We start from the raw sequence: 22,069 nt of genomic DNA on the forward strand, positions 1-22,069 counted from the left end.
GTGGTAGGTGGCGTTCACGCCCCACGCGGCGAGCAGGTTCTGGGGTTCGGGGGTGTCCACGATGGACACCACACGGCCCCGGTCGGCGAGGACCTCCGGGCTACGGGCGAGGGTGTCCCCACCCACCGTGTCCAGCACGACGTCCACCCCGCCCAGCGCGCGGACCCGCGGCACGTAGTCACCGGCCGAGAAGTCGATCGCGACGTCGGCTCCCAGTCCGGTGACGAACTCGTGATCCCTGGCCCGTGCGGTGGTCACCACCTCGGCTCCCAGCGCTTTGGCGAGCTGGACGGCGGCCGAGCCGACCCCGCCCGCTCCGCCGTGCACCAAGACCCGCTCCCCGACCCGCACCCCGGCGCGTTCGACCAGCGCCTCCCACACCGTCACGCCCACGAGCGCCAGACCGGCGGCCTCCACGTGCGACAACCGTGCGGGCTTGCGGGCGACCAGGGTCTGGTCGGCCACGTGGAACTCGGCGTAGGTTCCCTGTCCGGCGAAGATCGGCGCCAGGTACCAGACCTCGTCACCCGGCTGGAAGTCGTCTGCCCCGGGGCCGGTCTCGACCACCACGCCGGACACGTCGTTGCCGATCACCGCGGGCAGCGCCACCTGGTCTTGGTAGTCGCCGCGCCGGGTCTGGAGGTCGAGGGGGTTCACGGACGTGGCCAGCACGCGCACCAGTACCTGGCCGGGTCCGGGGGTGGGTCTTGGCAGCTCCTGGGTGGCGAACGCTGTGTTCGCGTCACCGAAGCGGACGAGTTCCATCACACGCATCGAGGTAGACATGCGCCGATCCTAGATCGTCATATCCCGAATCGTCAATATGACTTGGATCGTCATATCACGAATCGTCAATGAATTTGCGCTACGATCACCACATGTTCTCGGAGGCGGAGTTGCTGGCTGTGTTCCGGGCCCTGTCCAACCCGGCCCGCCGCCAGATGCTGGTGTGGCTCAAGGAGCCGATGAGCTTCCCCGGCCAGGAGCCCGGCGACGTTGAGATCGGCGTCTGCGTGACCGACATTCAGCGGCGTGCAGGCCTGGGGCAGTCGACCACCTCGCAGTATCTCGCCATGCTGCGGCGGGCAGGGCTGGTCGTCGCCACTCGGCGGGGCAAGTGGACCTACTACCGCCGCGACGAGGCGAACATCGCCCGCCTTCTGGAGACCCTGGGCGACGTGTTCTAGATCCGATGCCGTGTGGTCAAGGCTGTTTGAGCGTGGTCAAGGACCGATCCCAGCCAGGATGTCGGTGCTGATCGTGGCCTTGTAACCGGTCCGGTCCACGTCGCCTTTGGCGTTGTACTTGAAGATCACGCGTTTGACCACGCGGGGCCGGACCCGCACCCGCCGGTCGGTTAGCAGATCGGCCAGGACACGGCGCCCGATGATATCGACGAGGTCGATGACCGTGCCCGCGATGACGCCTGCGGCCTGGATCACCAGGTCGCGGTCGGCGTTCACCGCGACGGTGAAGCCGGCCCGGTTCGGATCCACACCCGGGCGGGCGGCGGTGGCATCGGCCATCGCCAGGGGCGGCAGCTGATAGGCGACCGGCAGCGTGTAGACCTCCTGGGCGATGCCGCCCGGGGTCCGGGCACGCAGGATGCGGCCGCCCAGCAGGGTGGACTTGATCTCCAGACAGGCGGTCTCGATCTCCCACCGATGGTGGTAGAGCCCGACCAGCCCGGTGGCGGTGCGGGCGTCGTGATCGGTCAGGGTGGTGACCAGCCGGTAGCCGGTCCTTCGGCGGCCGCCGGTGGTGGCGACGGTGATCTCGTAGTCGATGGCGCACACCAGCACCTGCGCGCCGGTGATCGCGATGGCGCTCACCGAGGCCTGGGCGGCGAAGCTGTTGGTCGGCCGACACGATCATGCCCTCGCCCGTGCTGCGGAGCGGCCCGGGGGCGTAGGCGGTCTCGCCCCGGGCGGCGGGCCCGGAGACGGCGTCGATGAGGGTGCGGGTGCCGCAGGAGGCCAGCGCGGGCATCCGCAGCGCGGGGTAGCCCGCCCCGCCGTTGTCGCAGCGGTGCTTGGTGTAGGCGGTCAGGTTGGCCGGGCTGTCGGGCAGCGACAGGGTCATGCCGTCGGTCGCGCAGACCAGCAGTCCGCGCCAGCGCACCCCCGGGGGGTGTTGATGCCTGCCGCGGGGTCGCTTAGCAGGTCGAACAGCCAGCGCAGCGGAGCGGCCCCACTCTTGTGCGGGCCTGGGCCGGCGCTCAGCCCTGCTCGGACCCGGTCGGGCGCTGCCTGTGCTCCAACCGCTGCAGGATCCTGCGCAGTACCCGGTGCTGGACGGGTTTGAGGGCCTGCTCGTTCAGTTCGTCCAGCAGGACAGAGACCTTCGGGTCGGGCGCAGGCGTACCGGCCAACTGCTCTGACAGCGGTTCCAGTCCGGTGACCCAGGCGTCGATCAGGGACGCGACCTCGTCGTCGTGGGTGTCGGGTCCGAGGGCGTAGAACCGCGCCGTCAGCGGTTCCAGCCCCGTGAGCATCTCCCTGTCCACCCCGCCGAGCAGTGCGGCGAACCCCGCTGGGCCGTCCTCACCGAGCAGGTGTCCGAGCAGGACCAGCTGTTCATGTTCGTGCCGGACCATGTCCTCGGGCAGCCTGGCCCCGGGACCGGAGCGCAGTACCGACAATTCCGGGGGCAGGTCGGGCGGGGAGCCGCTGCTGCGCAGGGCGGCGATGTTGGCCCGCCGGGCGTTGAGCCGTTCGATCTCGGCGGACGCCTGGCGGTCGAGCTCGTCCAGCAGCGCCTCCGCGGCCTTCGGATCATCCAGCACCGACGGGAGCGCGGACAGGGGTACGCCCAGCGCGGTCAACTTCGTGATCCGCAGGAGCCGCACGAGGTCGCCCACGTTGTAGCGCCGGTAACCGCCGGTCGAGCGCGGGGGCTCCGGCAGCAGGCCGATCTGGTGGTAGTGGCGCAGTGTGCGGACGGTGACACCGGCCAGTTCGGCGAGTTCACTGCTGAGCATCGGGCGACTCCCCCTTCCCTATCTACCCTGACCGAACGAAACCCGAGGCGGGATGTCCCGGCCGCCGGGGTTCGCCGCCGTCGTCATGTGGGCTGATTTCGATGAAGTGTCAACGAATTCTGTAGACTGCTCCTATGAATGAGGAACCACGCTGGCTCAGCCCGGACGAACAGAGGGCCTGGGAGAACTTCATCCGTATGCAGGAAGCACTCATCGGAAGGCTGTCCCGCCTCGTCCGCTCCGACTCCGGACTGTCCGCCGCAGACTACATGGTGCTCGTCCGGCTCACCGAGGCAAAGGACGGGGAGATGCGCTTCCTGGAACTGGCCAAACTCGCCGAATGGGAGAAGAGCCGCATGTCCCACCAGGTCACACGGATGGCGAAGCGCGGACTCGTGACCAAGAGGGAATGCCCCGACGACGCGCGCGGAGCGTTCGTGGTCGCCACCCCGCTCGGCTACCAGGCGATCCAGGAGGCCGCGCCCGTGCACGTCGAGCACGTCCGCCGTCTGTTCATCGATGCCCTGACCCCGAACCAGCTCACCACCTTCGCCCGACTCTCCCATCGCGTCCTGGAACATATGGAGAAGCAGGCGGACTGATTCGGCGGCACGGCCTTCGCGCGGATCCGCGTCAGCCTTCCCTGATGGTCAGCGGTGCTCGGGGTTGGCGTTGTCGGGACTGCAGCCGGCGTCCCAGGCCGCGCGCTGGTTGCCGTAGGCCGGGAAGCCGCCGGCGCGACGGAGCATCGCGGCCGTGTGCATCAGGTTATGGGTCATGAAGCTGATGTTGCGGTTGGCGAAGTCGTTCTCCGGGCCGCCGGAGTCCTCGTCCAGGTAGGACGGGCCGGGGCCGACCTCACCGATCCATCCGGCATCGGCCTGGGGCGGGATCGTGTAACCGATGTGCTGCAGGCTGAAGAGGATGCTCATCGCGCAGTGCTTGAGGCCGTCCTCGTTGCCGGTGAGCAGGGTGCCGCCCACGCGCCCGTAGTAGGCGTACTGCCCCTGCTCGTTGAGTACGCCGGAGTAGCCGTAGAGCCGCTCGATCACCAGGCGGGTCACCGAACTGTTGTCGCCCAGCCAGATCGGTCCGCCGATGACCAGGATGTCGGCGGCCAGAACCCGCTCCAGCAGCGCGGGCCACTCGTCGGTCTCCCACCCGTGCTCGGTCATGTCCGGGCGGACTCCGGTGGCGATGTCGTGGTCGACGGCGCGGAACTGGTCCACGCTGACCCCGTTCGCCTCCATGATCGCCGCACTGCGGTCGATCACCCCCTGGGTGTGGCTGCGCTGCGGGGACCGGTTGAGAGTGCAGTTGATGTAAAGCGCGCGCAGCCCGCTGAAGTCGGGCTTCTCGCTCACGGGTACGGTCATGGGATGTCCTTTCGGAAGTTCGGTAGTGCTGACCGGCGACTCGGTGCCGTCGTCCCTTCGGTCCACTGGTCGGCGTCGAAGAGAAGGCGGAACGGGGCGGGCCAACGGCTTGGTGAGGGTTCGGCGTGCGGTCTTCAACCGGCCTTGAGGGTCGCCTCGATGGCGCAGTAACCACCGGCCGGGGCCACGACCGTCCTGTCGACGACGAACCCGGCAGCGCCCAGAAGAGCCGTGTACTCGGACTCGGTACGTTCCCGCCCGCCCGCCATCGTCAACATGATCAGATCGCTCAGCTTGCTCGGGTGCGGCTCGTCGCCCAGGGGCAGCAGCGACTCGATCACCACGAGCCGGGCGCCCGGTCGGGCCGCCCCGGTGATGCGCGCGAGCAGCCGCGCGCAGTCCTCGTCGGACCAGTCGTGCAGGACCGCGGAGAGCAGGTAGACGTCGGCCGAGGGCACCCCGGCGAAGAAGTCGCCGCCGACCGCGCTCACCCGGTCGGCCAGCCCGGCCGCGCTCATCCGGGAGGTGGCGGCGGGGACGACCTCGGGCAGGTCCATGACGATGCCGCGCCGCCCGGGGTCGTCGGCCAGGAGGGCTGCGAGCACCGAACCGTCGGCCCCGCCGATGTCAGCGACGACCTCGCCCTCCGGCAGCCGGTAGTCGGACAGCAGGGCCCGGCGCGGCCCCCGTTCAGCTCGGCCATCGCGGAGGTCAGGGCGGGCAGGTGCTCGGGGTGCTCGCGCAGGTAGGGGACGAACTCCTGGCCGTGGTGCAGCGCGAACCCGGTGCGGCCGGTCCGCAGTGTGCCGAGGAGTTCCCCGAACGCCTCGTAGTGGGTCTCCATCCACATCAGCGCGGTTCCGTGCAGGGGACCGGGTGTTTCCCGGGCCAGGGTGGCGCCCAGGTCGGTGACGGCAAAGCGGCCGCCCTCCTGGTGGGTCACCACCCCGACACCGCTGAGGGTGTGCAGGACCCGGCGCAGCGGGTCCTCCGACACGCCGGCCTCCTCCGCCAGCTCGGCCGGTGTGCGCGGCCCCGCGAGCAGCTTCGCCGCGAGATCGAGCTTGGCGACCGCGTAGAGGGCCTGGGAGACGGCGAACCCCGACAGCATCCCCGCCATCCGGGCGGAGAGCGCGCCGGAGGACTGCTCGTTCGAGGGTGCCGATGCCACTTCTGGGGCCATGGTGGATCTCGTTTCCCTGGGTTCGGGCCGCACGCTCGGCAGCGCGGCGCCGCTGTCGGCCAGAATTGAGGTTAGGCCGTGTGTATTGAATGCGTCAAGTGTGTAGAAGTTAGAATCCGGACGTGTCTTCCGAGCCCAGGGCCTACCGCTCCCCCCGCCGTGAACGTGACGCCGCCCGCACCCGCGAGGAGATCCTCGACGCGGCGCGGGGGCTGTTCGTCAGCCGCGGGTACCTGCGCGTGACCATGTCCGACATCGCTCGTGAAGCCGGTACGGCGGTCAAGACCGTGTACGCCAGCGTCGGCACCAAGTCCGAACTCCTGCGCGAGCTGCTCAGGCTGGACGTGGCCGAATCCGCGGCCTCCGAGACCATCGAGGAACTCCGTTCCGCTCCCGACCTCGCGGCGGCCGCCGCCTGTCTCGCCCGGGGAACCCGTTCCGACCATGAGCGCTTCAGCGACTCGATCGACCTGCTGTACGCCTCGCTGGGCGACGAGGGCGCCGACCGAATCTGGGAGCAGGTCATGGGGAGCTACCGCGGCGCGCTGCGCGAAGCCGCGACCGTCCTCGTCGCGAAGGGGTTCGTGTCCGAGCGCCTGGACGTCGAGGAGGTCTCGGACCGCCTCTGGTTCTGCTTCGGAATCGCCGCCTGGCGCACCCTGCTCAAGGACTGCGGCTGGAACTACGGGCGGGCCGAATCCTGGCTCGGTGCTCAGGCGGTCGCGGCCCTGGGCGGGCCGGGCTCCGGCTGACCTCGTCTGTAGGATCACCCTTCCCCCAACGGTCTCCCTGTGGCCGGACCGCCGGTGCTCCGGCGGCGATACGCATGATTAAACCTCATTGGTTGACTAGTCATCAAATTTTGGGGTTGCTGGGGAGTGCCGAAAACCTGCCCTGAAGTGGGATTTTGGTGTCGCGAAAGTCGAAGTCTGGCCGGTCAATTTCTGGCAAGTGAGTTGATGCATCAACTAATTATTGCTAGCGTGATGACCAGGTCAAACCAAACAGGCCCGGACCGGCCCAGGCCGGCCGAAGACGGGCACCGCGGTGACGGGGGCAGGCATGAGCGGCGGATCCGGAAGGAAGACGTACAAGGGGCGTTCGATCTCGGTCACCTTCGAGGCGGGGCGCTGCCAGCACGCCGCCGAGTGCGTCCGCGGTCTGCCCGAGGTGTTCGACATCGAGCAGCGTCCGTGGATCCAGCCGGACAACGCCTCCGCCGATCGCACGGCCGAGATGGTGCGGTGCTGTCCTTCGGGTGCGCTGGAGTACCGCCGCGCCGGATGAGACGACGGCATTCAAGCAAGTGGGCGAGGACCATGGGCACAGGTACACATCTCGCGGCCGACACCTCGATGGGCGCCGTCACGCTGAACGTCGCGGACCTCGACGGAATGACCGTCTACTACCGCGACGGGGGCGGCCTGAGTGTGCTGGAGCAGAGCGGGCCGAAGGTGACCCTCGGCCGCTCCGGTCGGCCGATCGTCGTTCTCTTGCGGACACCGGAGCTGCGGCACGCCTCACCGGGTGAGGCGGGGCTGTTCCACACCGCCATCCTCTTCGACACCGAGGCCGGTCCGGCCGCGGCGGTCCACTCCGTCGCCCGCATGCGCCCGGGATCGTTCACCGGATCCAGCGACCACCTGGTCAGCAAGGCCTTCTACTTCGACGACCCCGAGGGCAACGGGGTCGAACTGTACTGGGACCGCGACCGCACGCAGTGGAGCTGGACCCACGGGCAGGTCGAGATGGGCGTCCTCTCCCTCGATCCCAGCGCCTACCTGCGCGAACACCTCGATGAGCGCGGGCTCGCCGGGGAGCCGGTCGGTGACGGCCGGGTCGGGCACATCCATCTTTCCGTCGGTGACGTCCGGACCGCGCGCGACTTCTACGCCACCAGGCTGGGCTTCGACGTGACGCTGGCCCTGGGGGACCAAGCCGTGTTCGTCAGCGCTGGCGGATACCACCACCACATGGCGATGAACGTCTGGAAGAGCCGAGGCGCCGGTCGCCGCCGACCGGCGCTCGGCCTGGGACGGGTGGATATCGAGGTGCCCTCCGCCGACGACATCGGTGAACTGACCGAGCGCATGCGGCACCATCGCGTCCAGATCCAGGACGACGGCCGGACGGTTCGCTTCGAGGGCCCCTGGGCCAACGCGGTCCGCCTCAGCGTGGTTCCGGTCCCGAAGGACACCGCGGCTCCGCCGAACAGCAAGAGCGGCCGGAACGCCCCTCTGACGTGAACTTTCAACTCAACCGCCGGATTCTCCGGCAGCGAGAGGCAGGAAAACCATGACCGCGCAATTGGTCGGCAAGAGCTACAGGTTCGACCTGGGGCCGTTGAAGGTGAAGTTCACCTTCGACTCGCCGTCGCAGGGCAGCTTCGTCGTCGAGGAGGGCGGCGGGCTCGCCCCGGACGGTCACGCCGAGACGGTCAGGCTCAACCTGAGGAAGATCCGCGAGGGCGTCTACCTGAACTCGTGGACCGAGGCCGGCGGCGCCACCGTGACCCATGTGGAGGACTTCACCAATTCGACCAGCGCCCCGGTGGCGGCCTACGCGGTGGTCTCCTCCTGGATCGAGGACTTCCGCGCCGACGTCGAGGCGGTCCGCGCCAGCGGCAAGCCGGCCCTGATCCTGCACGGCACCGCGGACAACATCCTGCCCATCGACGCCACGGCCCGCCGGTTCCACAAGCTCCTGCCCCAGGCGCGGTACGTGGAGGTCGAGAACGCCCCGCACGGGCTGCTGTGGACGCACGCTGAGGAGGTCAACACCGCCCTCCTGGACTTCCTCCACTAGCGGTCGGCCGCCCGCCGGACGCCGAGGAAAGCTGGCCGTCCTCGGCGCACCCGGAGCCGTCGCACTCGTCGGCCTGATCGTCTGGGCCGCATGGAAGCGTCGCGTACTGGTGAGGCGCACTGACGCCACCGGCCCGGGGCAGTGGTGGACCACACCGGCAGAGTAGTTGACTCATCATCTAAATTGAGTGAGTGTACGTCTGCATCCGAAGACGCCAGAAGGAGAAGACATGTCCGTAGAAGTGAGTGACGCGCCCGAGGCGAAGCGCTACGAGGCCCGAGTCGACGGAGCGACCGGCGTGGCCGGTCTGGCGCAGTACATCCGCACGGACGAGCTCATCGCGTTCGTGCACACCGAGGTGTCGCCGGAGTACGAGGGCCGGGGGGTCGGATCGGCACTGGTGCGTACGGCTCTGGACGAGGCCCGCTCCGCTGGTCTGGGGGTCCTCCCGACCTGCCCCTTCTTCGCAGGCTGGATGTCCCGCCACCCGGAGTACCAGGACCTGCTGTACCGGTCCCGCAGCAAGGTCATCGACTGATCGGACCCCGCCCGGAGGACGACCAGGGCAGCACGGGGACCTTCGCGCTGACGAGGAGGTCCACCCGGGGCCCGAGAAAGGGGCCGAGGAAACGGTCTCACCGAGGACGACAGCCGCGGTAGTGACGCCGTGTCATGCCCTCACCCCCACGAACGTCATGCGGAGGTGTTGACGCGGCGGCACTACCCGGTGAACGGCCCGGCGGATTGAATCGCAGAGCACCTGACCACGAGCGACGCCGCGGAAGCAAGGACTGGACACCATGGCACTTCCCAAGCTCCACACCATCAAGGACCTCTTCGACTCCCCGAGCCGTACCAGCGCGTCGATCTCTCCGGACGGCACCCGGATGGCCTTCCTCGCGCCCTGGAAGAACCGGCTCAACATCTGGGTCCAAGACCTCGATGACGGATCCGAACCGCGGGCCGTCACCGCCGACGAGACCCGCAGCGTGCAGAGCTTCGAGTGGGCCGACGACCCGCGCTGGCTGCTCTACCTCCAGGACGACGGCGGGGACCAGAGGTGGCATCTGCACCGGGTCGACCTCGACACCCCGGGGTCGGAGGCGGTCGACCTGACACCCTTTCCCGGAGCCACGGTCATGGGATTCGGCCCCTCCCCGGTCCGACCGGGGAAGGTGACCCTGCTGCTCGACACCCGAGCCGCCGGGATGTTCGACTCCCACGAGGTCGACATCGCCACGGGCGAACTCAGCCTGCTGGCCGAGAGCCCCGGCCCCGGCAAGATCTGGGTCCAGGGCGGCGACGGGGCGATGTTCCTGTCCGAACTGACCGCCGAGGGCGACGTGGAGTTCTCTCGCCGCGACCCCGCCACCGGTGAGCCGCGCAGGGTCCTGGAATGGAAGGGCGCCGACTACCCCGTGGGGTCGCCGTGGCAGATCACGCCGGACGGGACCGGCATGTGGATCGTCTCCAACCGGGGTACCGACCTCACCCGCGTGGTCCGGGTCGACCTGATCACCGGCGAGGAGACCGAGGTCGACAGCCACCCGACTTTCGACGTCGACGCGCGCATGATGGTCAACCCCGCCGTGCCCGAACCGCTGATCCGCGACCACCGGGGGGAGCTTCTGGGGGTGCGTTACCTCGGCGAACGCCAGGTCATCCACGCCCTGGACCCGCACTTCTCCGAGGTGCTGGCCAACCTGGAGAAGCTGTCCGAGGGCGACCTGTCCCACGTGTCCTTCGACCGGGACGGTCAGCGCTGGGTCGTCTCCTTCGAACACGACCGCGACCCCGGCGCCACCTGGTTCTACGACCACGCCACGGGGGAGTCCCGACTGCTGTTCCGGCCCTTCCCTCACCTTGCCCCGGAGACGCTGGCGCCGATGCGCCCGGTCTCCATCACCGCCCGCGACGGGCTGACCCTGCCCTCCTACCTCACCCTGCCCGTCGGGGTGGAGCCCGCCAACCTGCCGCTGGTGCTGCTGGTCCACGGCGGTCCGTGGGCTCGGGACTCCTGGGGGTACTTCCCTCCGGCCCAGCTGATGGCCAACCGCGGCTACGCGGTGCTCCAGGTCAACTTCCGCGGTTCGACCGGGTTCGGCAAGGCGCACACCCAGGCCGCGATCGGCGAGTTCGCGGGCAGGATGCACGACGACCTGATCGACGGCGTGGACTGGGCGGTGGCCCAGGGCTACGCGGACCCGGACCGGGTGGCGATCGTCGGTGGCTCCTACGGCGGGTACGCGGCGCTGGTGGGGGTCACCTTCACCCCGGACCGCTTCGCGGCGGCCGTGGACGTCGTCGGGATCTCCGACCTGGCCAACTTCATGCGGACCCAGCCCCCGTTCGTCAGGCCCGGCCTGGTCAACAACTGGTACCGGTACATCGGCGACCCCGAGATCCCCGAGCAGGAGCAGGACATGCTCGACCGCTCGCCGATCACCCGGATCGACCGGGTCCGCGCCCCGCTGATGGTCGTGCAGGGGGCCAACGACCCGCTGGTGGTCAAGGCCGAGTCCGACAACATCGTCGAATCCCTGCGCTCGCGCGGCGTGGAGGTCGAGTACATGGTCGTCGAGGGCGAGGGACACGGGTTCGTGAACCCCGAGAACCAGATGGCCGTGTTCGAGGCCGCCGACCGTTTCCTCGCCCAGCACCTGGGCGGACGTCCCCGACAGAGCTGACCGCCCACGCACCGCACCGCAGCCCGCCACCACCCCGGCAAGCCCACAGTCAGGAGCACCCGACGTGAACTTCCACGAACGCGAGCGTGATATCACCGACCAGACCAGGGTCACCGACACCGACCACACCGACCGCCCCGTACCGCCCGCAGACCTGAAGCAGGAGGTGCTCAAGGGTCTGGGCGGTCCGTCGGGGATGGTGTACTCCGCCCTGCCGGTGGTGGTCTTCGCGGCGACCGTCCCCTTCACCGCCCTGACCGTGGCGATCAGTGCCGCCATCGCGTTGGCCCTGGCCCTGGGGGCGTACCGGTTGTGGCGCGGGGAGCGGCTCATGCCCGCGCTGGGCGGGGTGATCGCCGTCGCGGCCGCCGGCGGCATCGCGGCCTCCACCGGTTCGGCCAACGACTTCTTCCTGTTCGGGATCTGGAGTTCCCTGGTCTTGGCCCTGCTCACCCTGGGCACGGTCCTCACTCGCCGCCCGGTGACCGGTCTCATCTGGAACCTTCTCCACGGCAACACCCACCCCTGGCGTCAGGACCGGCCCTCGCTGCGGGTGCACGACCTGGCCACGCTGGTGGTGACGGCTGTGCTCGCCGCCCGGTTCGTCGTACGGCAGTGGATGTACCTGGCCGACTCCACCACCGGGCTGGCCGTCGCCGACACGGTGACCGGGTTCCCGCTCACGATGGTGGCGGTGCTCGTCATCGTCTGGGCGTTCCGCCGCACCACCAAGCGACTGGTCGCGCCGGACGGCTCCGCGGCCGATCCGAGGGGCTGACCGGTTCGTCCCCAGCGGTTCCGTGCTTCACGGAGCCGTCCCATTAGTTCGCGCGTGCCCGCCGTCCCGGGTACGCGCGACCAACTCCTTGAGGGGGCCGGCCACCGTGCGCCGCAGTCCGACGATCTACTTCACCTCCTACGCACTGTCCCTGTTGGGATCCGGGATCGCGAGCGTGGTGATCCCGCTCCTGGTGCTCGACCGCACCGGCGACGTCCTCGCGGCGGGGATCATGGCGACCGTGGGCATGGCCGTCTCCGCGCTGACGGGGCTCTTCTCCGGGCTGCTCGTCGACCGGGTCGACCGGCGCGCGGTGTCGGTCATCGCCAACCTGCTCACCGCCCTGTCGATGGCGGCGCTGTTGTTCATCGACCTGACGTGGGGTCTGGACCTGGCCTGGTTTCTGGCGTTGGCCGTGGTCGGGGCGTTGATCCGGGTTCCGGGTTTGACCGCCCAGGAGACCTTGCTGCCCGCCTTGGCCCGCATCGGTGAAACGGAGCCGGGCCGGGACGGGCGCCCGGTCCGGCTGGACCGGCTGGTCGCGGTCCGCGAGACCGTGGGCAACGTGCTCCTGCTGGCCGGGCCCGGCCTGGGCGGGCTGCTGGTAGCGCTGTTCGTCCTGTCCCCGGCGATCCTGCTCGCCGCCGCCGCGACCAGTCTGTTCGCCGCGCTGAGCACGCTCGTGCTCGACCCGCGGGCCGGACAGGTCCCGCCCCGGGACCCCGTCCCGGCCGACGCCGCCGGGGGCCCGCTGCGACGGGCGGCGGCCGACCTGGCCGACGGGTGGCGGTTCTTGTTCCGCAATCGGCTGGTCCTCGGTTCGACCCTGGTCACCGGGGTCTTCATCGCGGTCCTGAGCGTTCTGCAGACCACACTCATGCCCGCCTACTTCACCGAGCAGGACCTTCCCGCGCTGACGGGTCTGACCCTGAGCGCGATCGCCGCGGGCAGTATCGGGGGCTCGGCGCTCTACGCCGCCTTCGCGCTCCGGGTGCGCCGACGGGTGTGGTTCGTGATCGGGATGCTGGGCGCGCTGGTCGGGTTCGCCGCGGTGGGCAGTATGGCCTCTCCATGGTTGGTGCTGGGTGGCGCGGCCCTGGCCGGGTTCCTCTTCGCTCCGGCCGGAGGCGTGCTCGGTGTGCTGACGATCGAGGCCACCCCGGACGCCATGCGCGGCCGTGTGCTGGGCGCGCAGAACACCGTGATGCTGTCCGCGCCCGCCCTGACCAGCGCCCCGCTCGCGGCGGTGGCCTCGACGGCCGGGCTGCCCGCGGCGGGGGCCGTGATCGCGGTCCTGGTCGGGGTAACGGTACTGGCCGCCCTCGTTGCCCCGGCGTTCCGCCGGATCGACGACATCGGCTCCGAGCCGGAGGAAGCGGACCCCGACCCTTCCACGGTCGAGGCCTGACGTGCGGCTGTTCCGACCGGGTCCCGGCTCAGGAAACGGAAAGAGAGATGGGAACCGACGAGCTGAAGCCACGACCGGCCGGTGTCCTGTGCGGGCTCCGGCCCATGCGGCGCCGACTGCCGCTGCCCGCCCTCGCGGTGGTCGCCGGTGTGCTCCTGTGGCTCAACCAGAGCCCCTGGTGGGGGTGGGCGCTGATTGCCGTGCTGCTCGCGGCCCTGGCCGTGACGGCCCGCTGGTGGCTGCGTGGCCACTGGCTGCTGCGCACCGCGGCGTGGCTGCTCGCGGGCGTACTCGTGAGCGCCACGGCGGTGGCCGCCTACCCGGCACCGCAGAACCGTCTCGCGGGAGGCCAGGACCGCACCCCGACCGAACTCGTCGGCACCGGGGAGGGGCCGGTCCGAGGGGTCCTCGACGACCCGGGCACGGTCGAGGTCTTCGCGGGCATCCCCTACGCCCGGCCGCCGGAGGGAGAACTGCGCTGGAGGGCGCCCCAGCCTCCGCTGCCGCGTACCGAGGTGTTCGAAGCCGACCGCTTCTCCGACGTCCCCGTCCAGAGCGAGTCCGCCTTCACCACCCGGGCGCTCGCGCAGGTCATCGACGTCCCGCTGGAGGGCACTCTCCTCAACCCGTATCCGGTCAGCGAGGACAGCCTCACCCTCAACATCTGGCGGGCGGCCGAGCGCGGCGCGGAGCCGCTGCCCGTCCTCGTCTACATCCCCGGCGGGGGTTTCATGACCGGCTCCGGCGCGCTGCCGCTCTACGACGGCGCCGCTCTCGCCTCCCGGGGCGAGGTGATCACCGTGACCCTCAACTACCGGCTCGGCGTCCTGGGCTTCCTCGCCCATCCCGACCTCGCCGAGGAATCCGGGGGCGAGGCCTCGGGCAACTACGGGATCCAGGACCAGATCGCCGCCCTGGAATGGATCCGCGACAACATCGCGGCCTTCGGCGGCGACCCCGACCAGGTGACCGTGGCCGGAGAGTCGGCCGGCGGCGAGAGCGTGTGCCTCCTGGGCGCGACCCCGCTGGCCGAGGACCTCGTGGACGGCGTCATCGGGGGTAGCGGAGCCTGTATGGGCACCACCGGAGACACCGAGGACGGCGACCAGTTCGACACCCGCGAAGCGGCCACGGACGCCGGGCTCCGCCTGAGCGAGGAACTGGGCGGAGCCACCCTGGAGGAGATGCGGGCAATGCCCCTGAACCGGGTCCTGGACGCCGCGGAACCACTGGTCGGCCACTGGCGACCCTTCATCGACGGCCACGTGCTCCCCACCGCACCCGCGGACGTCTACGCCTCAGGAAACCAGCTGGACGTACCGATCCTGGTCGGCAGCAACGCGGACGAGGCCTCCCTGGCCCTGGCCCTGCCACCCGACACCGACGTCGACGAGTACCGTGCCTCGGTTCAGGAGGAGCACGGCGAGGACGCGGAACGGTTCCTGGAGCTCTACCCCGGAGAGACCGGGGAGCAGGTCCTCGACTCGCTCCTGCAGGCCCAGACGGACAAGGTCATGACCCGGGCGATGCACCGCTGGGCCCGGCTACAGACACAGTCCGGCGCGTCGGACGCCTTCCTCTACTTCTTCTCCCACGTCCCGCCGGAAGAGGACCTGGAGAAGTACGGCGCCTACCACGGAGCGGAAGTGCCGTACGCCTTCGACAACCTCGGCGCCGACAGCGACGCCGCCTACACCGAGACCGACTACCGGCTCCGCGACCAGATGAGCGCCTACTGGGTCAACTTCGCGCGCACCGGCGACCCCGACGGGCCCGGCCTGCCCGCCTGGCCCACGGTGGCCCAGGAGCCCGAGCATGTCATGGAGTTCGACGGTGGTAGCGCGGTGGCGCCCCGCCCGCGCCCGGAGGCAGTCGACTTCTGGATGGAGTTCGACGGCCCGGTCCCCTGATGAGGGGTTATTGCCGTACGTGCGCCCCGCCGGTGTCGGGGCGCACGTACGGCCCGACCTCGATCCGCTCAGGGGCCTGAAGCGACGCGAGGAACTCGTCCGTCCTCCGGACCTCGTCGGGGTCGTAGGTGCTGACGTTCGCGAGGACCTCCGAGGCACCAGTGCGCTCGATGAGCTCGGTGGGCGAGGCCTCCACCTTGCTCCTACCCGATCACCGGGTGTCCACTGGCGATCGAGATGCGGTTGAACGCGTTGATCAGAGTGGTGGTCCACTCCACCGCGGAGATCTGTGCGGTGGTCAGGTGGGCGGCCGCGCGGGCGTTGACGGCCTGCCGGTCTATGGTCGGGTCGAGCACGGTCAGGGACTCCGCCAGTTCGAGCGCGGCCCGCTGCTGGTCCGTGAACAGCTTCGTCTCGCGCCAGGCGGGCAGCACGTCCAGGGTGCTCTGCTCCACGCCCGCCGCGAGCGCCCTGGGGAAGTGGATGCTCAGGCAGGTCGGGCACCCGTTGATCTGGGACACCCGGATGTTGACCATCTCGATCAGGTCGTCGCCCAGACCGGCCTCGTGTGAGGCGGCCCGGGAGGCCGTGGCCGCCTTGAGCATCGCCCCGTAGACCTTGGGGTGCTCCTTGTCGATGTAGGGGCGCTCCGCGTTCACGCGTCACCCGCGTTCTCGACCGTCTCCTTGACCAGCGCGAGGTCGGCCGGTCTCGGGCGGCGGAACTGTCCGCCCCGGGCCTCGTACTCGTCGCCGTGCTCCTTCAGGTGCCTGGCGAACAGCGGGCACACGGGCACGACGGTGAGGTTCCTGCGGATGCTGTCGGCCAGTGCCTCGCGGACGAGCAGTCCGGCCAGGCCCCGGCCGCCGAACTCCTCAGCGACCTCGGTGTGGAAGAAGATGCGCTCGTCGGCTGCCTGTGGCGGGTCGACGAAGTCCGCGCGTCCGGCGAGGGTCCCCTCGTCCACGCTCACGGTGTAGGCGCTGATGGCGCGGTCCTGGTCGAGTGCGATGGACACGGGCGCACCCGTCCTGTCCGTTCGCTGTTCGGTCATGTCGGACACCTCTTCTTGTTTGTCTGCGGGCGCGGTGTTCGGCCCGGTCCCTGATGGGTGCGTTGGAGGCGGCTGCCCCCGGCCCCTGGCGGGGCTCGTGTGCGCGGTGTTGGTCAGCCGTCGAACTGTGCGTGCGGCGGCGGGTTCTTCCTGGGGCGCATCTGCACCGGCGGCAGCTCCGGGGCCGGAATCCTCGCCATGCCCTCATGGTTCCTGCCCGGGCCGCCGTGCCCCACGTAGCCCTCCACCTCCCCGAACCGCTCGCCGTGGTTCTGCCATTCCTCCCGGTAGCGCGTGATCTCCTCCGTCGTCCGGCCCAGGAAGTTCCACCACATGAGGACCTCCTCGCCGAAGGGGGCACCGCCCAGGAGCACGAACCTGGCCTGTTGGTCGCCCTCGTTGGCCACCCGCAGGGTCTGCGCACCCACCCCGGTGTAGCCCACGGCGTCCTTGGGCACGCGCACGCCTTCGAGTCTGACCTGGTCGCCGGTGTCCACCAGCAGGCCGTGCTCGAACCCGGGGTCGACCGGCAGGGCGAGGACCCCGCCGGGGTTCAGCCTGAGCTCGGCCCCCACCAGCGGTGTGTACATGCGCACCGGCGACCGCGAACCGAGCAGGGAGCCGAGGAACACGAGTGCCGTGCCCGCGTCGAACTCGACCGGCTCGGGCACGTAGTGCTCGAACCCGCGTTCCGAGCTGTGCCGGACCTCGTCAGGCAGGGCGACCCAGAGCTGCACGCCGTGGATCCGGACCGCCTCCGGAGTGGAGGTCTCGGAGTGGCAGATGCCCGATCCCGCCGTCATCAGGTTCATCTGGCCGGGCAGGATGGTGCCCGTGTTCCCGCCGGAGTCGTTGTGCTCGATGACGCCGTCGAACAGCCAGCTGACCGTCTGCAGCCCCGTGTGCGGGTGCGGGGCCACGTCCATTCCGCCGGTGTCCGCTACCTCGTGCGGGCCGAAGTGGTCGACGAAGCACCACGCGCCGATCAGCGAGCGCTGCCGCTGCGGCAGGGTGCGGCGCACGTTGATCGCGCGCGGCCCGCCCAGGGGCACGTCACGGGCGGTGATGATCTCGACCGGAGCGCCGCCCTCGCACGCGGCCGAGGGGCCTGGGAGGCCGCCCTCGCTACATACGAAGGCGTCCGGGTGGGTCTCTGTATTGGTCATTGCGGTGCCCTTCCTGGTGCACGGACGCGGATACGGGCGCGGGCGCGACCTGGCGGGCCGGCGCGGATCGGAACGGGTGTCCGTCCCGCGGGTTCGCCGTCGCGCCTCAGCCCGTCACCGCCGCGGAGGCGTCCCCGGCGGCGCGGGCGGCGAGCAGCGAGGCGTGGGTGGGGGCATCGGGCACGCCGGTCGGCCGGTTTCTGGCGAATTCCTTCCGCAGGACCGGCACGACCTCCTCGCCGAGGATGTCGAGCTGCTCCAGCACGGTCTTCAGGGGGACCCCGGCGCCGTCGACGTTGAACAGCTGGCGCTGGTAGTCGCCGAAGTTCTCGCGGAAGGTGAGGGTCTTGTCGATGACCTGCTGGGGGCTGCCGACGGTCAGCGGGGTCTCGTCCATGTACTGCTCCAGGGACGGTCCGCCGCCCATCAGGGGGGAGTGGTCGAAGTAGGGACGAAACTCCCGTACGGCGTCCTGGGATCTGGGCCGCATGAAGATGTGGCCGCCGACGCCGACGACGGCCTGTTCGGGGGTGCCGTGGCCGTAGTGGGCGTAGCGCTTGCGGTAGAGGCCGATCAGCTTCTGGAAGTGCCGTTTGGGCCAGAAGATGTTGTTGGCGAAGAAGCCGTCTCCGTAGTAGGCCGCCTGTTCGGCGATCTCCGGCGAGCGGATGGAGCCGTGCCAGACGAACGGGGGGACGCCGTCGAGCGGGCGGGGGGTGGCGGTGAAGCCCTGCAGCGGGGTACGGAACCTGCCTTCCCAGTCGACGACGTCCTCGCGCCAGAGCTTGTGCAGGAGGGCGTAGTTCTCGATGGCGAGGTTGATGCCCTGCCGGATGTCCTGGCCGAACCAGGGGTAGACCGGGCCGGTGTTGCCGCGGCCCATCATCAGGTCCACGCGTCCGTCGGCCAGGTGCTGGAGCATGGCGTAGTCCTCCGCGATCTTCACCGGGTCGTTGGTGGTGATCAGCGTGGTGGACGTGGACAGGATGATCCGCTCGGTGCGCGCCGCGATCCAGCCGAGCATGGTGGTCGGGGACGAGGGCACGAACGGCCGGTTGTGGTGCTCGCCGGTGGCGAACACGTCCATCCCGATCTCCTCGGCCTTGCGCGCGATGGCGACCATCGCCTTGATCCGCTCGTGCTCGGTCGGCGTCCGACCGGTGACGGGGTCCTGTGTCACGTCACCGACGGTGAAGATCCCGAACTGCATCGCACCCACCTCCCTGTGGTTGCTGCTCCGACTGGTGTGGTGAACGAGGTGCCGGGCCTGGTCGCTCCTGTCCCGACATCGTCACCGTCCGGTGGATCAGTCAACTGCATGCTTCAGATTTTTTATTGATATATCAACCATATTGTGCTTGCTTTGTGATCGTGGCCGCCGGTCGCCTCCGGTGGATACCCGGTCAGCTTCCGTCGCTCCCCGCGTTCGCGGGTGTTCCGTGCCAGCGCAGGGGGTCGTCCTCCAGTGCCGGGCGGTCCCAGTGGCCGAGGTCCGCGGCGGCCTCGTAGGTGCTGTGCAGGAACTCGGCCACGGCGCGGTCGGGGTCGGGCGCGGTGCGGGCGGCCTCATAGGGGAAGAGGAACTGTTGGAACTCGGTGCTGTAGAACGCGCCCTCGGGGCCGGGCGCCTGCTCCGCGAAGCCGTCGGGCGCGGGGTAGGCGTAGGAGTAGAAGGCGCCTTCCTCGCCACCGCCGGGCCAGAAGCCGCAGCTGGAGAGTTCTCGGGAGTAGCCCTCGACCATGACCCAGTCGCCGCAGTTGGGTACTCCGCCCGGGTGTTCGGGGGCGGGTCGTCCGGAGAAGCGGGTGCAGGCCAGGTCCATCCCTCCCCAGAAGAAGTGCACCGGGCTGACCTTGCCGACGAAGTGCGAGCGGAACTCGCCGATCACCCGGTTGGCCTGCAGGAGCTGGCGCCAGAACAGGGTGACCGCCTCGGCGTCGTAGGAGGCGTGTTCGTGGTCCTCGGCGAAGGGGATGGCCGGGTCGACCTCGTTGGGGACCGGTCGGATCGGCGCCTTGATCCCGAGCTGGTCGAGCAGGTACATCACCTGGGAGTAGAACGCCGCGACTGTCATGGGCCGCAGCGGGAAGCCGCGCGTGCCGGTGTCGCTGCTGCGGACCTCGATCCGGTGGTCGAGGAGGTCGAACTCGATCTCGAAGGCCCCCGAACGGTAGGGGACGGTCGAGGTGGTCAGTCCGCGCGGGCTGACGTACAGGGGCACTTGCCACCAGTGGTTGACCAGCGGGGCGTGGGCCATACGGATCTTGCCCACGATCTGGGTCCACATGTGCAGGGTCTCACGGGTGTCCGTCCAGTCCGAGACCCGCAGGCTCGGCCAGTTCACGGTCGATGAGTCGGTCATCTGGTTCTCGCTTCCATCGCGGTGTCATCCGGGAGCGCGGGGTCGTGTCCTGCCGACGGGGCCCTGTGTCCGCGGTGCCCTGGTTCGGCACGGGGTCCGAAGGTGATTGATGCGCTATCCAGATAGTAGATGATGAGTCAACTTCATGGCGAGGTCCGCGCCTAGTCCGGAGGTTCGGGATGTGTGCCCGCATTTTGTTGACACGTCATCCAAAAATGCTAATGTGGATGATGTGTCAACTACTGGGGCGGTGACCCGCCGCCCGAGCCCCCAGAACACGAACCCCCGGAGGTACCGCCATGAGCACCAAGGCCAAGAACGGACTCGACGCCCTGCTCACCCCGGAGGAGAGCGTCCTCCTCCTGATCGACCACCAGCCGTTCCAGGTCGCCAACCTGCACAGCCATGAGCCGTCCGTCGTCCTCAACAACGCGGTCGGCCTGGCCAAGGCCGCCAAGCTGTTCGACGTCCCGACCATCCTGACGACCGTGCTCGCGGACCGTGGCGGCCACCTCATCCAGGGGATCCAGGACGTGTTCACGGAGCAGAAGCCGATCGACCGCACGCTCATCAACACCTGGGAGGACGAGCGGGTCGTCGAAGCCGTCAGGGCGACCGGCCGCAAGAAGGTGATCATGGCCGGACTCTGGACGGAGATCTGTGTGGCCATGCCGGCGATCCATGCGGCGGGCGAGGACTACGACGTCTACGCCGTCACCGACGCGTCGGGGGGTGTGTCGGTGGAAGCCCACGAGATGGCCGTGCGGCGCATGATCGACGCCGACGTGACGCCGCTCAACTGGCTGGCCGTGGTCGCGGAGTGGCAGCGCGACTGGGCTCGTGAGAAGACCGCGGCGGGGCAGGCCGAGATCCTGGTGCAGCACGGCGGCGCCAGCGGTGTCGCCTTCGCCTGGGAGATGCAGCTGCTGGCCGGCCGCGCCTGAGAGGGGGCGGCACGGCAGTGGAACGGACTCCGCCACCGGCCCCGGTCAGTGGTCCGCGGGGTCGGCGACGGCGGCTCTGCGGCGCGGATCACGGTGCTGTGGCCTTGAGTCGGACGCGGCGTCGGAGTTTTGACTGGGCGGCGTCCGCACGGACCGACCTTCGGCGGCGCACGCCCCCGCCCGGTCCGGCCCGCGAACAACGGAGCAGAACAAGGAGAAGTGGTCCCATGACCGCCACAGCACGGCAATCCCGAGGGCTGAAGCCCGTTCCGCCAGGAGTCGAGTACCACCGGGTGCTGGCGGGAGAGGAACGCCGTATCGGCCGCGGCATTCTCGCCATCGTCCTGCTCCTCGGAGGCATGTTCGGCGCCATCATCGTGTTCCAGGCGGTGGGCACGTGGATCGACGGCATCCTGTGGCCGGGCGTCCCGGGTGACGAGCGCCTGGTCTTCACTCCCGTGGCCCATACCCTGAGCCTGATCGCCGTCGCCCTGGTCATCCCGTGGAGCATGTTCCTCCAGCGCTGGCTCTACAAGGTTCGGGGCGCCACCCTGAGCTCGGTCGTGTCGGGCTTCCGCTTCGACCTGTTCGCCCGGGCTCTGCTGGCGATCATCCCCGCCTTCCTGGTCGCGCTCGCCGTCTTCGAGCTTCTGTCCCCCGGTGAGGTCGCCGTGTGGCGGTACCAGGACGTTGTCTGGATGCTCGTCGTGACCGTCCTCATCGTGCCCCTGCAGGCGACGGGTGAGGAGTACGGCCTGCGCGGGTTCGTCTTCCGCGTCGCCGCGAGCTGGGGGCGCGGCCGACGGACGTCGCTGTTCCTGGGTATCGGCGTGTCGGCCGGCCTGTTCAGCGTCATCCACACCGCCGGCGACCCGTGGTGGAACGTGTTCTACCTTCTCTTCTCCGTCGTCACGGGGTATGTCACCTGGCGAACCGGAGGAATCGAGATCGCGGCTGTCGTCCACGCGGCCTTTAACACCCTCACCTTCATCTTCTGGATCGCCCTGAACGCCGACATCTCCATCAGGCTCGACCGCTCGGCCGGAGGGTTGGACACCGCTCTGCTGATCACCGGGTCCCTCGCCCTCATCGGCACCGCAGTGGTCGTGTGGTTCCGGACCCGCAAGACCGGCCCGGCCACGACGCCGCCGGAGCCGCGCGAGGGCCGGAGCGACCGGCTCGCCCCCGTCTCAGGAACGGCTTGACCCTGTCCCGGGGACACGGTGTCCGCCGTCCCCGGAACTTCGTGCGAGACGGGCGTCGCGGCCGAGGAAGAGTCCTCTAGTGTGGCCCGCGCACATCGTCTGACGCCGGTACGCGGATGCGAGAGGCAGGACCGCGGTGAACCGCACAGATTCTCCCCCCATGGAACAGGAAGCACGCCGAAGGCCTGACGGAGCACCGATCGCGGCGAC

25 protein-coding genes are annotated in these 22,069 nt (G+C 69.6%); 13 read left to right on the forward strand and 12 right to left on the reverse strand.

All coding sequences use genetic code 11. The annotated features are described in order from the left end of the window. On the reverse strand, positions 1 to 786 hold a 786-nt coding region (locus ACFWTE_RS19825), incomplete at its 3' end, for a zinc-binding dehydrogenase (RefSeq protein ID WP_378781059.1). A gap of 68 nt (positions 787 to 854) precedes the next feature. Here ACFWTE_RS19825 and ACFWTE_RS19830 point away from each other — a divergent pair. Continuing rightward, positions 855 to 1,187: an ArsR/SmtB family transcription factor gene (locus ACFWTE_RS19830; protein WP_378781060.1), complete on the forward strand. Its 333-nt coding sequence runs from the start codon at positions 855 to 857 to the stop codon at positions 1,185 to 1,187. Between the two features lie 36 nt (positions 1,188 to 1,223). Here ACFWTE_RS19830 and ACFWTE_RS19835 read toward each other — a convergent pair whose 3' ends face one another. Further along, a complete protein-coding gene (locus ACFWTE_RS19835) occupies positions 1,224 to 1,832 on the reverse strand; it encodes a transposase (protein ID WP_378781061.1) in 609 nt (202 codons plus the stop codon). A gap of 386 nt (positions 1,833 to 2,218) precedes the next feature. Next, positions 2,219 to 2,980, reverse strand: coding sequence for a MerR family transcriptional regulator (locus ACFWTE_RS19840; protein WP_378781062.1), 762 nt, complete (start codon positions 2,978 to 2,980; stop codon positions 2,219 to 2,221). A 134-nt stretch (positions 2,981 to 3,114) separates the two neighbouring features. On the opposite strand from ACFWTE_RS19840, the gene ACFWTE_RS19845 reads away from it, so the two are divergent. Continuing rightward, a complete protein-coding gene (locus ACFWTE_RS19845) occupies positions 3,115 to 3,582 on the forward strand; it encodes a MarR family winged helix-turn-helix transcriptional regulator (protein ID WP_061081327.1) in 468 nt (155 codons plus the stop codon). A gap of 48 nt (positions 3,583 to 3,630) precedes the next feature. Here ACFWTE_RS19845 and ACFWTE_RS19850 read toward each other — a convergent pair whose 3' ends face one another. From ACFWTE_RS19850 to ACFWTE_RS19860, 3 genes are all read right to left on the reverse strand, one after another. After that, on the reverse strand, positions 3,631 to 4,356 hold the full coding sequence (locus ACFWTE_RS19850; RefSeq protein ID WP_378781063.1) for a flavodoxin family protein: 726 nt from the start codon (positions 4,354 to 4,356) through the stop codon (positions 3,631 to 3,633). A gap of 134 nt (positions 4,357 to 4,490) precedes the next feature. Continuing rightward, entirely contained in the window at positions 4,491 to 4,982 is a 492-nt protein-coding gene (locus ACFWTE_RS19855) for a methyltransferase (protein ID WP_378781104.1), read from the reverse strand. After that, complete coding sequence (locus tag ACFWTE_RS19860; RefSeq protein ID WP_378781107.1) at positions 4,871 to 5,527, reverse strand: hypothetical protein; 657 nt, start codon at positions 5,525 to 5,527, stop codon at positions 4,871 to 4,873. Before ACFWTE_RS19860 ends, ACFWTE_RS19855 begins: the two co-directional genes overlap by 112 nt. A 134-nt stretch (positions 5,528 to 5,661) precedes the next feature. Here ACFWTE_RS19860 and ACFWTE_RS19865 point away from each other — a divergent pair, with 134 nt between their 5' ends. The 9 genes from ACFWTE_RS19865 to ACFWTE_RS19905 all read left to right on the forward strand — a co-directional run bounded on the left by ACFWTE_RS19865 (position 5,662) and on the right by ACFWTE_RS19905 (position 15,127). After that, the gene (locus tag ACFWTE_RS19865; protein WP_378781064.1) at positions 5,662 to 6,291 is read left to right on the forward strand and encodes a TetR/AcrR family transcriptional regulator; all 630 of its coding nucleotides are present in this window, start codon (positions 5,662 to 5,664) and stop codon (positions 6,289 to 6,291) included. 310 nt (positions 6,292 to 6,601) lie between these two features. Continuing rightward, positions 6,602 to 6,826: a (4Fe-4S)-binding protein gene (locus ACFWTE_RS19870; protein WP_378781065.1), complete on the forward strand. Its 225-nt coding sequence runs from the start codon at positions 6,602 to 6,604 to the stop codon at positions 6,824 to 6,826. Between the two features lie 32 nt (positions 6,827 to 6,858). Beyond that, complete coding sequence (locus ACFWTE_RS19875) at positions 6,859 to 7,785, forward strand: VOC family protein (protein ID WP_378781066.1); 927 nt, start codon at positions 6,859 to 6,861, stop codon at positions 7,783 to 7,785. 49 nt (positions 7,786 to 7,834) lie between these two features. Next, entirely contained in the window at positions 7,835 to 8,344 is a 510-nt protein-coding gene (locus tag ACFWTE_RS19880) for an alpha/beta fold hydrolase (protein WP_378781067.1), read from the forward strand. Positions 8,345 to 8,573: 229 nt separating this feature from the next. Further along, complete coding sequence (locus ACFWTE_RS19885; protein ID WP_378781068.1) at positions 8,574 to 8,882, forward strand: GNAT family N-acetyltransferase; 309 nt, start codon at positions 8,574 to 8,576, stop codon at positions 8,880 to 8,882. Between the two features lie 262 nt (positions 8,883 to 9,144). Beyond that, positions 9,145 to 11,031 carry an alpha/beta fold hydrolase gene (locus ACFWTE_RS19890; RefSeq protein WP_378781069.1) on the forward strand — a complete coding sequence of 629 codons (1,887 nt, stop codon included), beginning with the start codon at positions 9,145 to 9,147 and terminating at the stop codon, positions 11,029 to 11,031. A 64-nt stretch (positions 11,032 to 11,095) separates the two neighbouring features. Continuing rightward, positions 11,096 to 11,809: a DUF3159 domain-containing protein gene (locus ACFWTE_RS19895; protein ID WP_378781070.1), complete on the forward strand. Its 714-nt coding sequence runs from the start codon at positions 11,096 to 11,098 to the stop codon at positions 11,807 to 11,809. Between the two features lie 106 nt (positions 11,810 to 11,915). Beyond that, positions 11,916 to 13,217: an MFS transporter gene (locus ACFWTE_RS19900; protein WP_378781071.1), complete on the forward strand. Its 1,302-nt coding sequence runs from the start codon at positions 11,916 to 11,918 to the stop codon at positions 13,215 to 13,217. Positions 13,218 to 13,264: 47 nt separating this feature from the next. Further along, entirely contained in the window at positions 13,265 to 15,127 is a 1,863-nt protein-coding gene (locus ACFWTE_RS19905; protein WP_378781072.1) for a carboxylesterase/lipase family protein, read from the forward strand. Positions 15,128 to 15,134: 7 nt separating this feature from the next. On the opposite strand, the gene ACFWTE_RS19910 is transcribed toward ACFWTE_RS19905, so the two are convergent. The 6 genes from ACFWTE_RS19910 to ACFWTE_RS19935 form a co-directional block, all read right to left on the reverse strand. Beyond that, positions 15,135 to 15,323, reverse strand: a complete 189-nt coding sequence (locus ACFWTE_RS19910; RefSeq protein WP_378781074.1) for a hypothetical protein — start codon at positions 15,321 to 15,323, stop codon at positions 15,135 to 15,137. A 7-nt stretch (positions 15,324 to 15,330) separates the two neighbouring features. After that, positions 15,331 to 15,786: a carboxymuconolactone decarboxylase family protein gene (locus ACFWTE_RS19915; protein ID WP_378781076.1), complete on the reverse strand. Its 456-nt coding sequence runs from the start codon at positions 15,784 to 15,786 to the stop codon at positions 15,331 to 15,333. Continuing rightward, the gene (locus ACFWTE_RS19920; protein ID WP_378781077.1) at positions 15,783 to 16,181 is read right to left on the reverse strand and encodes a GNAT family N-acetyltransferase; all 399 of its coding nucleotides are present in this window, start codon (positions 16,179 to 16,181) and stop codon (positions 15,783 to 15,785) included. The genes ACFWTE_RS19915 and ACFWTE_RS19920 overlap by 4 nt, the downstream gene beginning before the upstream one ends. Positions 16,182 to 16,294: 113 nt before the next feature. Further along, complete coding sequence (locus tag ACFWTE_RS19925) at positions 16,295 to 17,347, reverse strand: pirin family protein (RefSeq protein ID WP_378781078.1); 1,053 nt, start codon at positions 17,345 to 17,347, stop codon at positions 16,295 to 16,297. Between the two features lie 106 nt (positions 17,348 to 17,453). Continuing rightward, positions 17,454 to 18,557: an LLM class flavin-dependent oxidoreductase gene (locus ACFWTE_RS19930; protein WP_378781079.1), complete on the reverse strand. Its 1,104-nt coding sequence runs from the start codon at positions 18,555 to 18,557 to the stop codon at positions 17,454 to 17,456. A gap of 193 nt (positions 18,558 to 18,750) precedes the next feature. Next, positions 18,751 to 19,710 (reverse strand): DUF5996 family protein, encoded by a 960-nt coding sequence (locus tag ACFWTE_RS19935; RefSeq protein ID WP_378781080.1) that lies wholly within the window; start codon positions 19,708 to 19,710, stop codon positions 18,751 to 18,753. Between the two features lie 299 nt (positions 19,711 to 20,009). Here ACFWTE_RS19935 and ACFWTE_RS19940 point away from each other — a divergent pair, with 299 nt between their 5' ends. After that, positions 20,010 to 20,654 (forward strand): hydrolase, encoded by a 645-nt coding sequence (locus ACFWTE_RS19940; RefSeq protein ID WP_378781082.1) that lies wholly within the window; start codon positions 20,010 to 20,012, stop codon positions 20,652 to 20,654. 227 nt (positions 20,655 to 20,881) lie between these two features. Next, on the forward strand, positions 20,882 to 21,859 hold the full coding sequence (locus ACFWTE_RS19945; RefSeq protein ID WP_378781083.1) for a CPBP family intramembrane glutamic endopeptidase: 978 nt from the start codon (positions 20,882 to 20,884) through the stop codon (positions 21,857 to 21,859). The last annotated feature ends 210 nt before the right edge of the window (positions 21,860 to 22,069 follow it).

It is taken from the genome of Nocardiopsis sp. NPDC058631 (assembly GCF_042716955.1).
In the GTDB taxonomy this organism is placed as follows: domain Bacteria; phylum Actinomycetota; class Actinomycetes; order Streptosporangiales; family Streptosporangiaceae; genus Nocardiopsis.

Bases quoted from the DNA above. Each gene is read 5' to 3' on its own strand.
- ACFWTE_RS19870 (WP_378781065.1), top strand. From the start codon at position 6,602: ATGAGCGGCGGATCCGGAAGGAAGACGTACAAGGGGCGTTCGATCTCG.
- ACFWTE_RS19840 (WP_378781062.1), bottom strand. From the start codon at position 2,980: ATGCTCAGCAGTGAACTCGCCGAACTGGCCGGTGTCACCGTCCGCACA.
- ACFWTE_RS19875 (WP_378781066.1), top strand. From the start codon at position 6,859: ATGGGCACAGGTACACATCTCGCGGCCGACACCTCGATGGGCGCCGTC.
- ACFWTE_RS19920 (WP_378781077.1), bottom strand. From the start codon at position 16,181: ATGACCGAACAGCGAACGGACAGGACGGGTGCGCCCGTGTCCATCGCA.
- ACFWTE_RS19890 (WP_378781069.1), top strand. From the start codon at position 9,145: ATGGCACTTCCCAAGCTCCACACCATCAAGGACCTCTTCGACTCCCCG.
- ACFWTE_RS19880 (WP_378781067.1), top strand. From the start codon at position 7,835: ATGACCGCGCAATTGGTCGGCAAGAGCTACAGGTTCGACCTGGGGCCG.
- ACFWTE_RS19940 (WP_378781082.1), top strand. From the start codon at position 20,010: ATGAGCACCAAGGCCAAGAACGGACTCGACGCCCTGCTCACCCCGGAG.
- ACFWTE_RS19935 (WP_378781080.1), bottom strand. From the start codon at position 19,710: ATGACCGACTCATCGACCGTGAACTGGCCGAGCCTGCGGGTCTCGGAC.
- ACFWTE_RS19945 (WP_378781083.1), top strand. From the start codon at position 20,882: ATGACCGCCACAGCACGGCAATCCCGAGGGCTGAAGCCCGTTCCGCCA.
- ACFWTE_RS19845 (WP_061081327.1), top strand. From the start codon at position 3,115: ATGAATGAGGAACCACGCTGGCTCAGCCCGGACGAACAGAGGGCCTGG.
- ACFWTE_RS19885 (WP_378781068.1), top strand. From the start codon at position 8,574: ATGTCCGTAGAAGTGAGTGACGCGCCCGAGGCGAAGCGCTACGAGGCC.
- ACFWTE_RS19930 (WP_378781079.1), bottom strand. From the start codon at position 18,557: ATGCAGTTCGGGATCTTCACCGTCGGTGACGTGACACAGGACCCCGTC.
- ACFWTE_RS19905 (WP_378781072.1), top strand. From the start codon at position 13,265: ATGGGAACCGACGAGCTGAAGCCACGACCGGCCGGTGTCCTGTGCGGG.
- ACFWTE_RS19850 (WP_378781063.1), bottom strand. From the start codon at position 4,356: ATGACCGTACCCGTGAGCGAGAAGCCCGACTTCAGCGGGCTGCGCGCG.
- ACFWTE_RS19925 (WP_378781078.1), bottom strand. From the start codon at position 17,347: ATGACCAATACAGAGACCCACCCGGACGCCTTCGTATGTAGCGAGGGC.
- ACFWTE_RS19830 (WP_378781060.1), top strand. From the start codon at position 855: ATGAATTTGCGCTACGATCACCACATGTTCTCGGAGGCGGAGTTGCTG.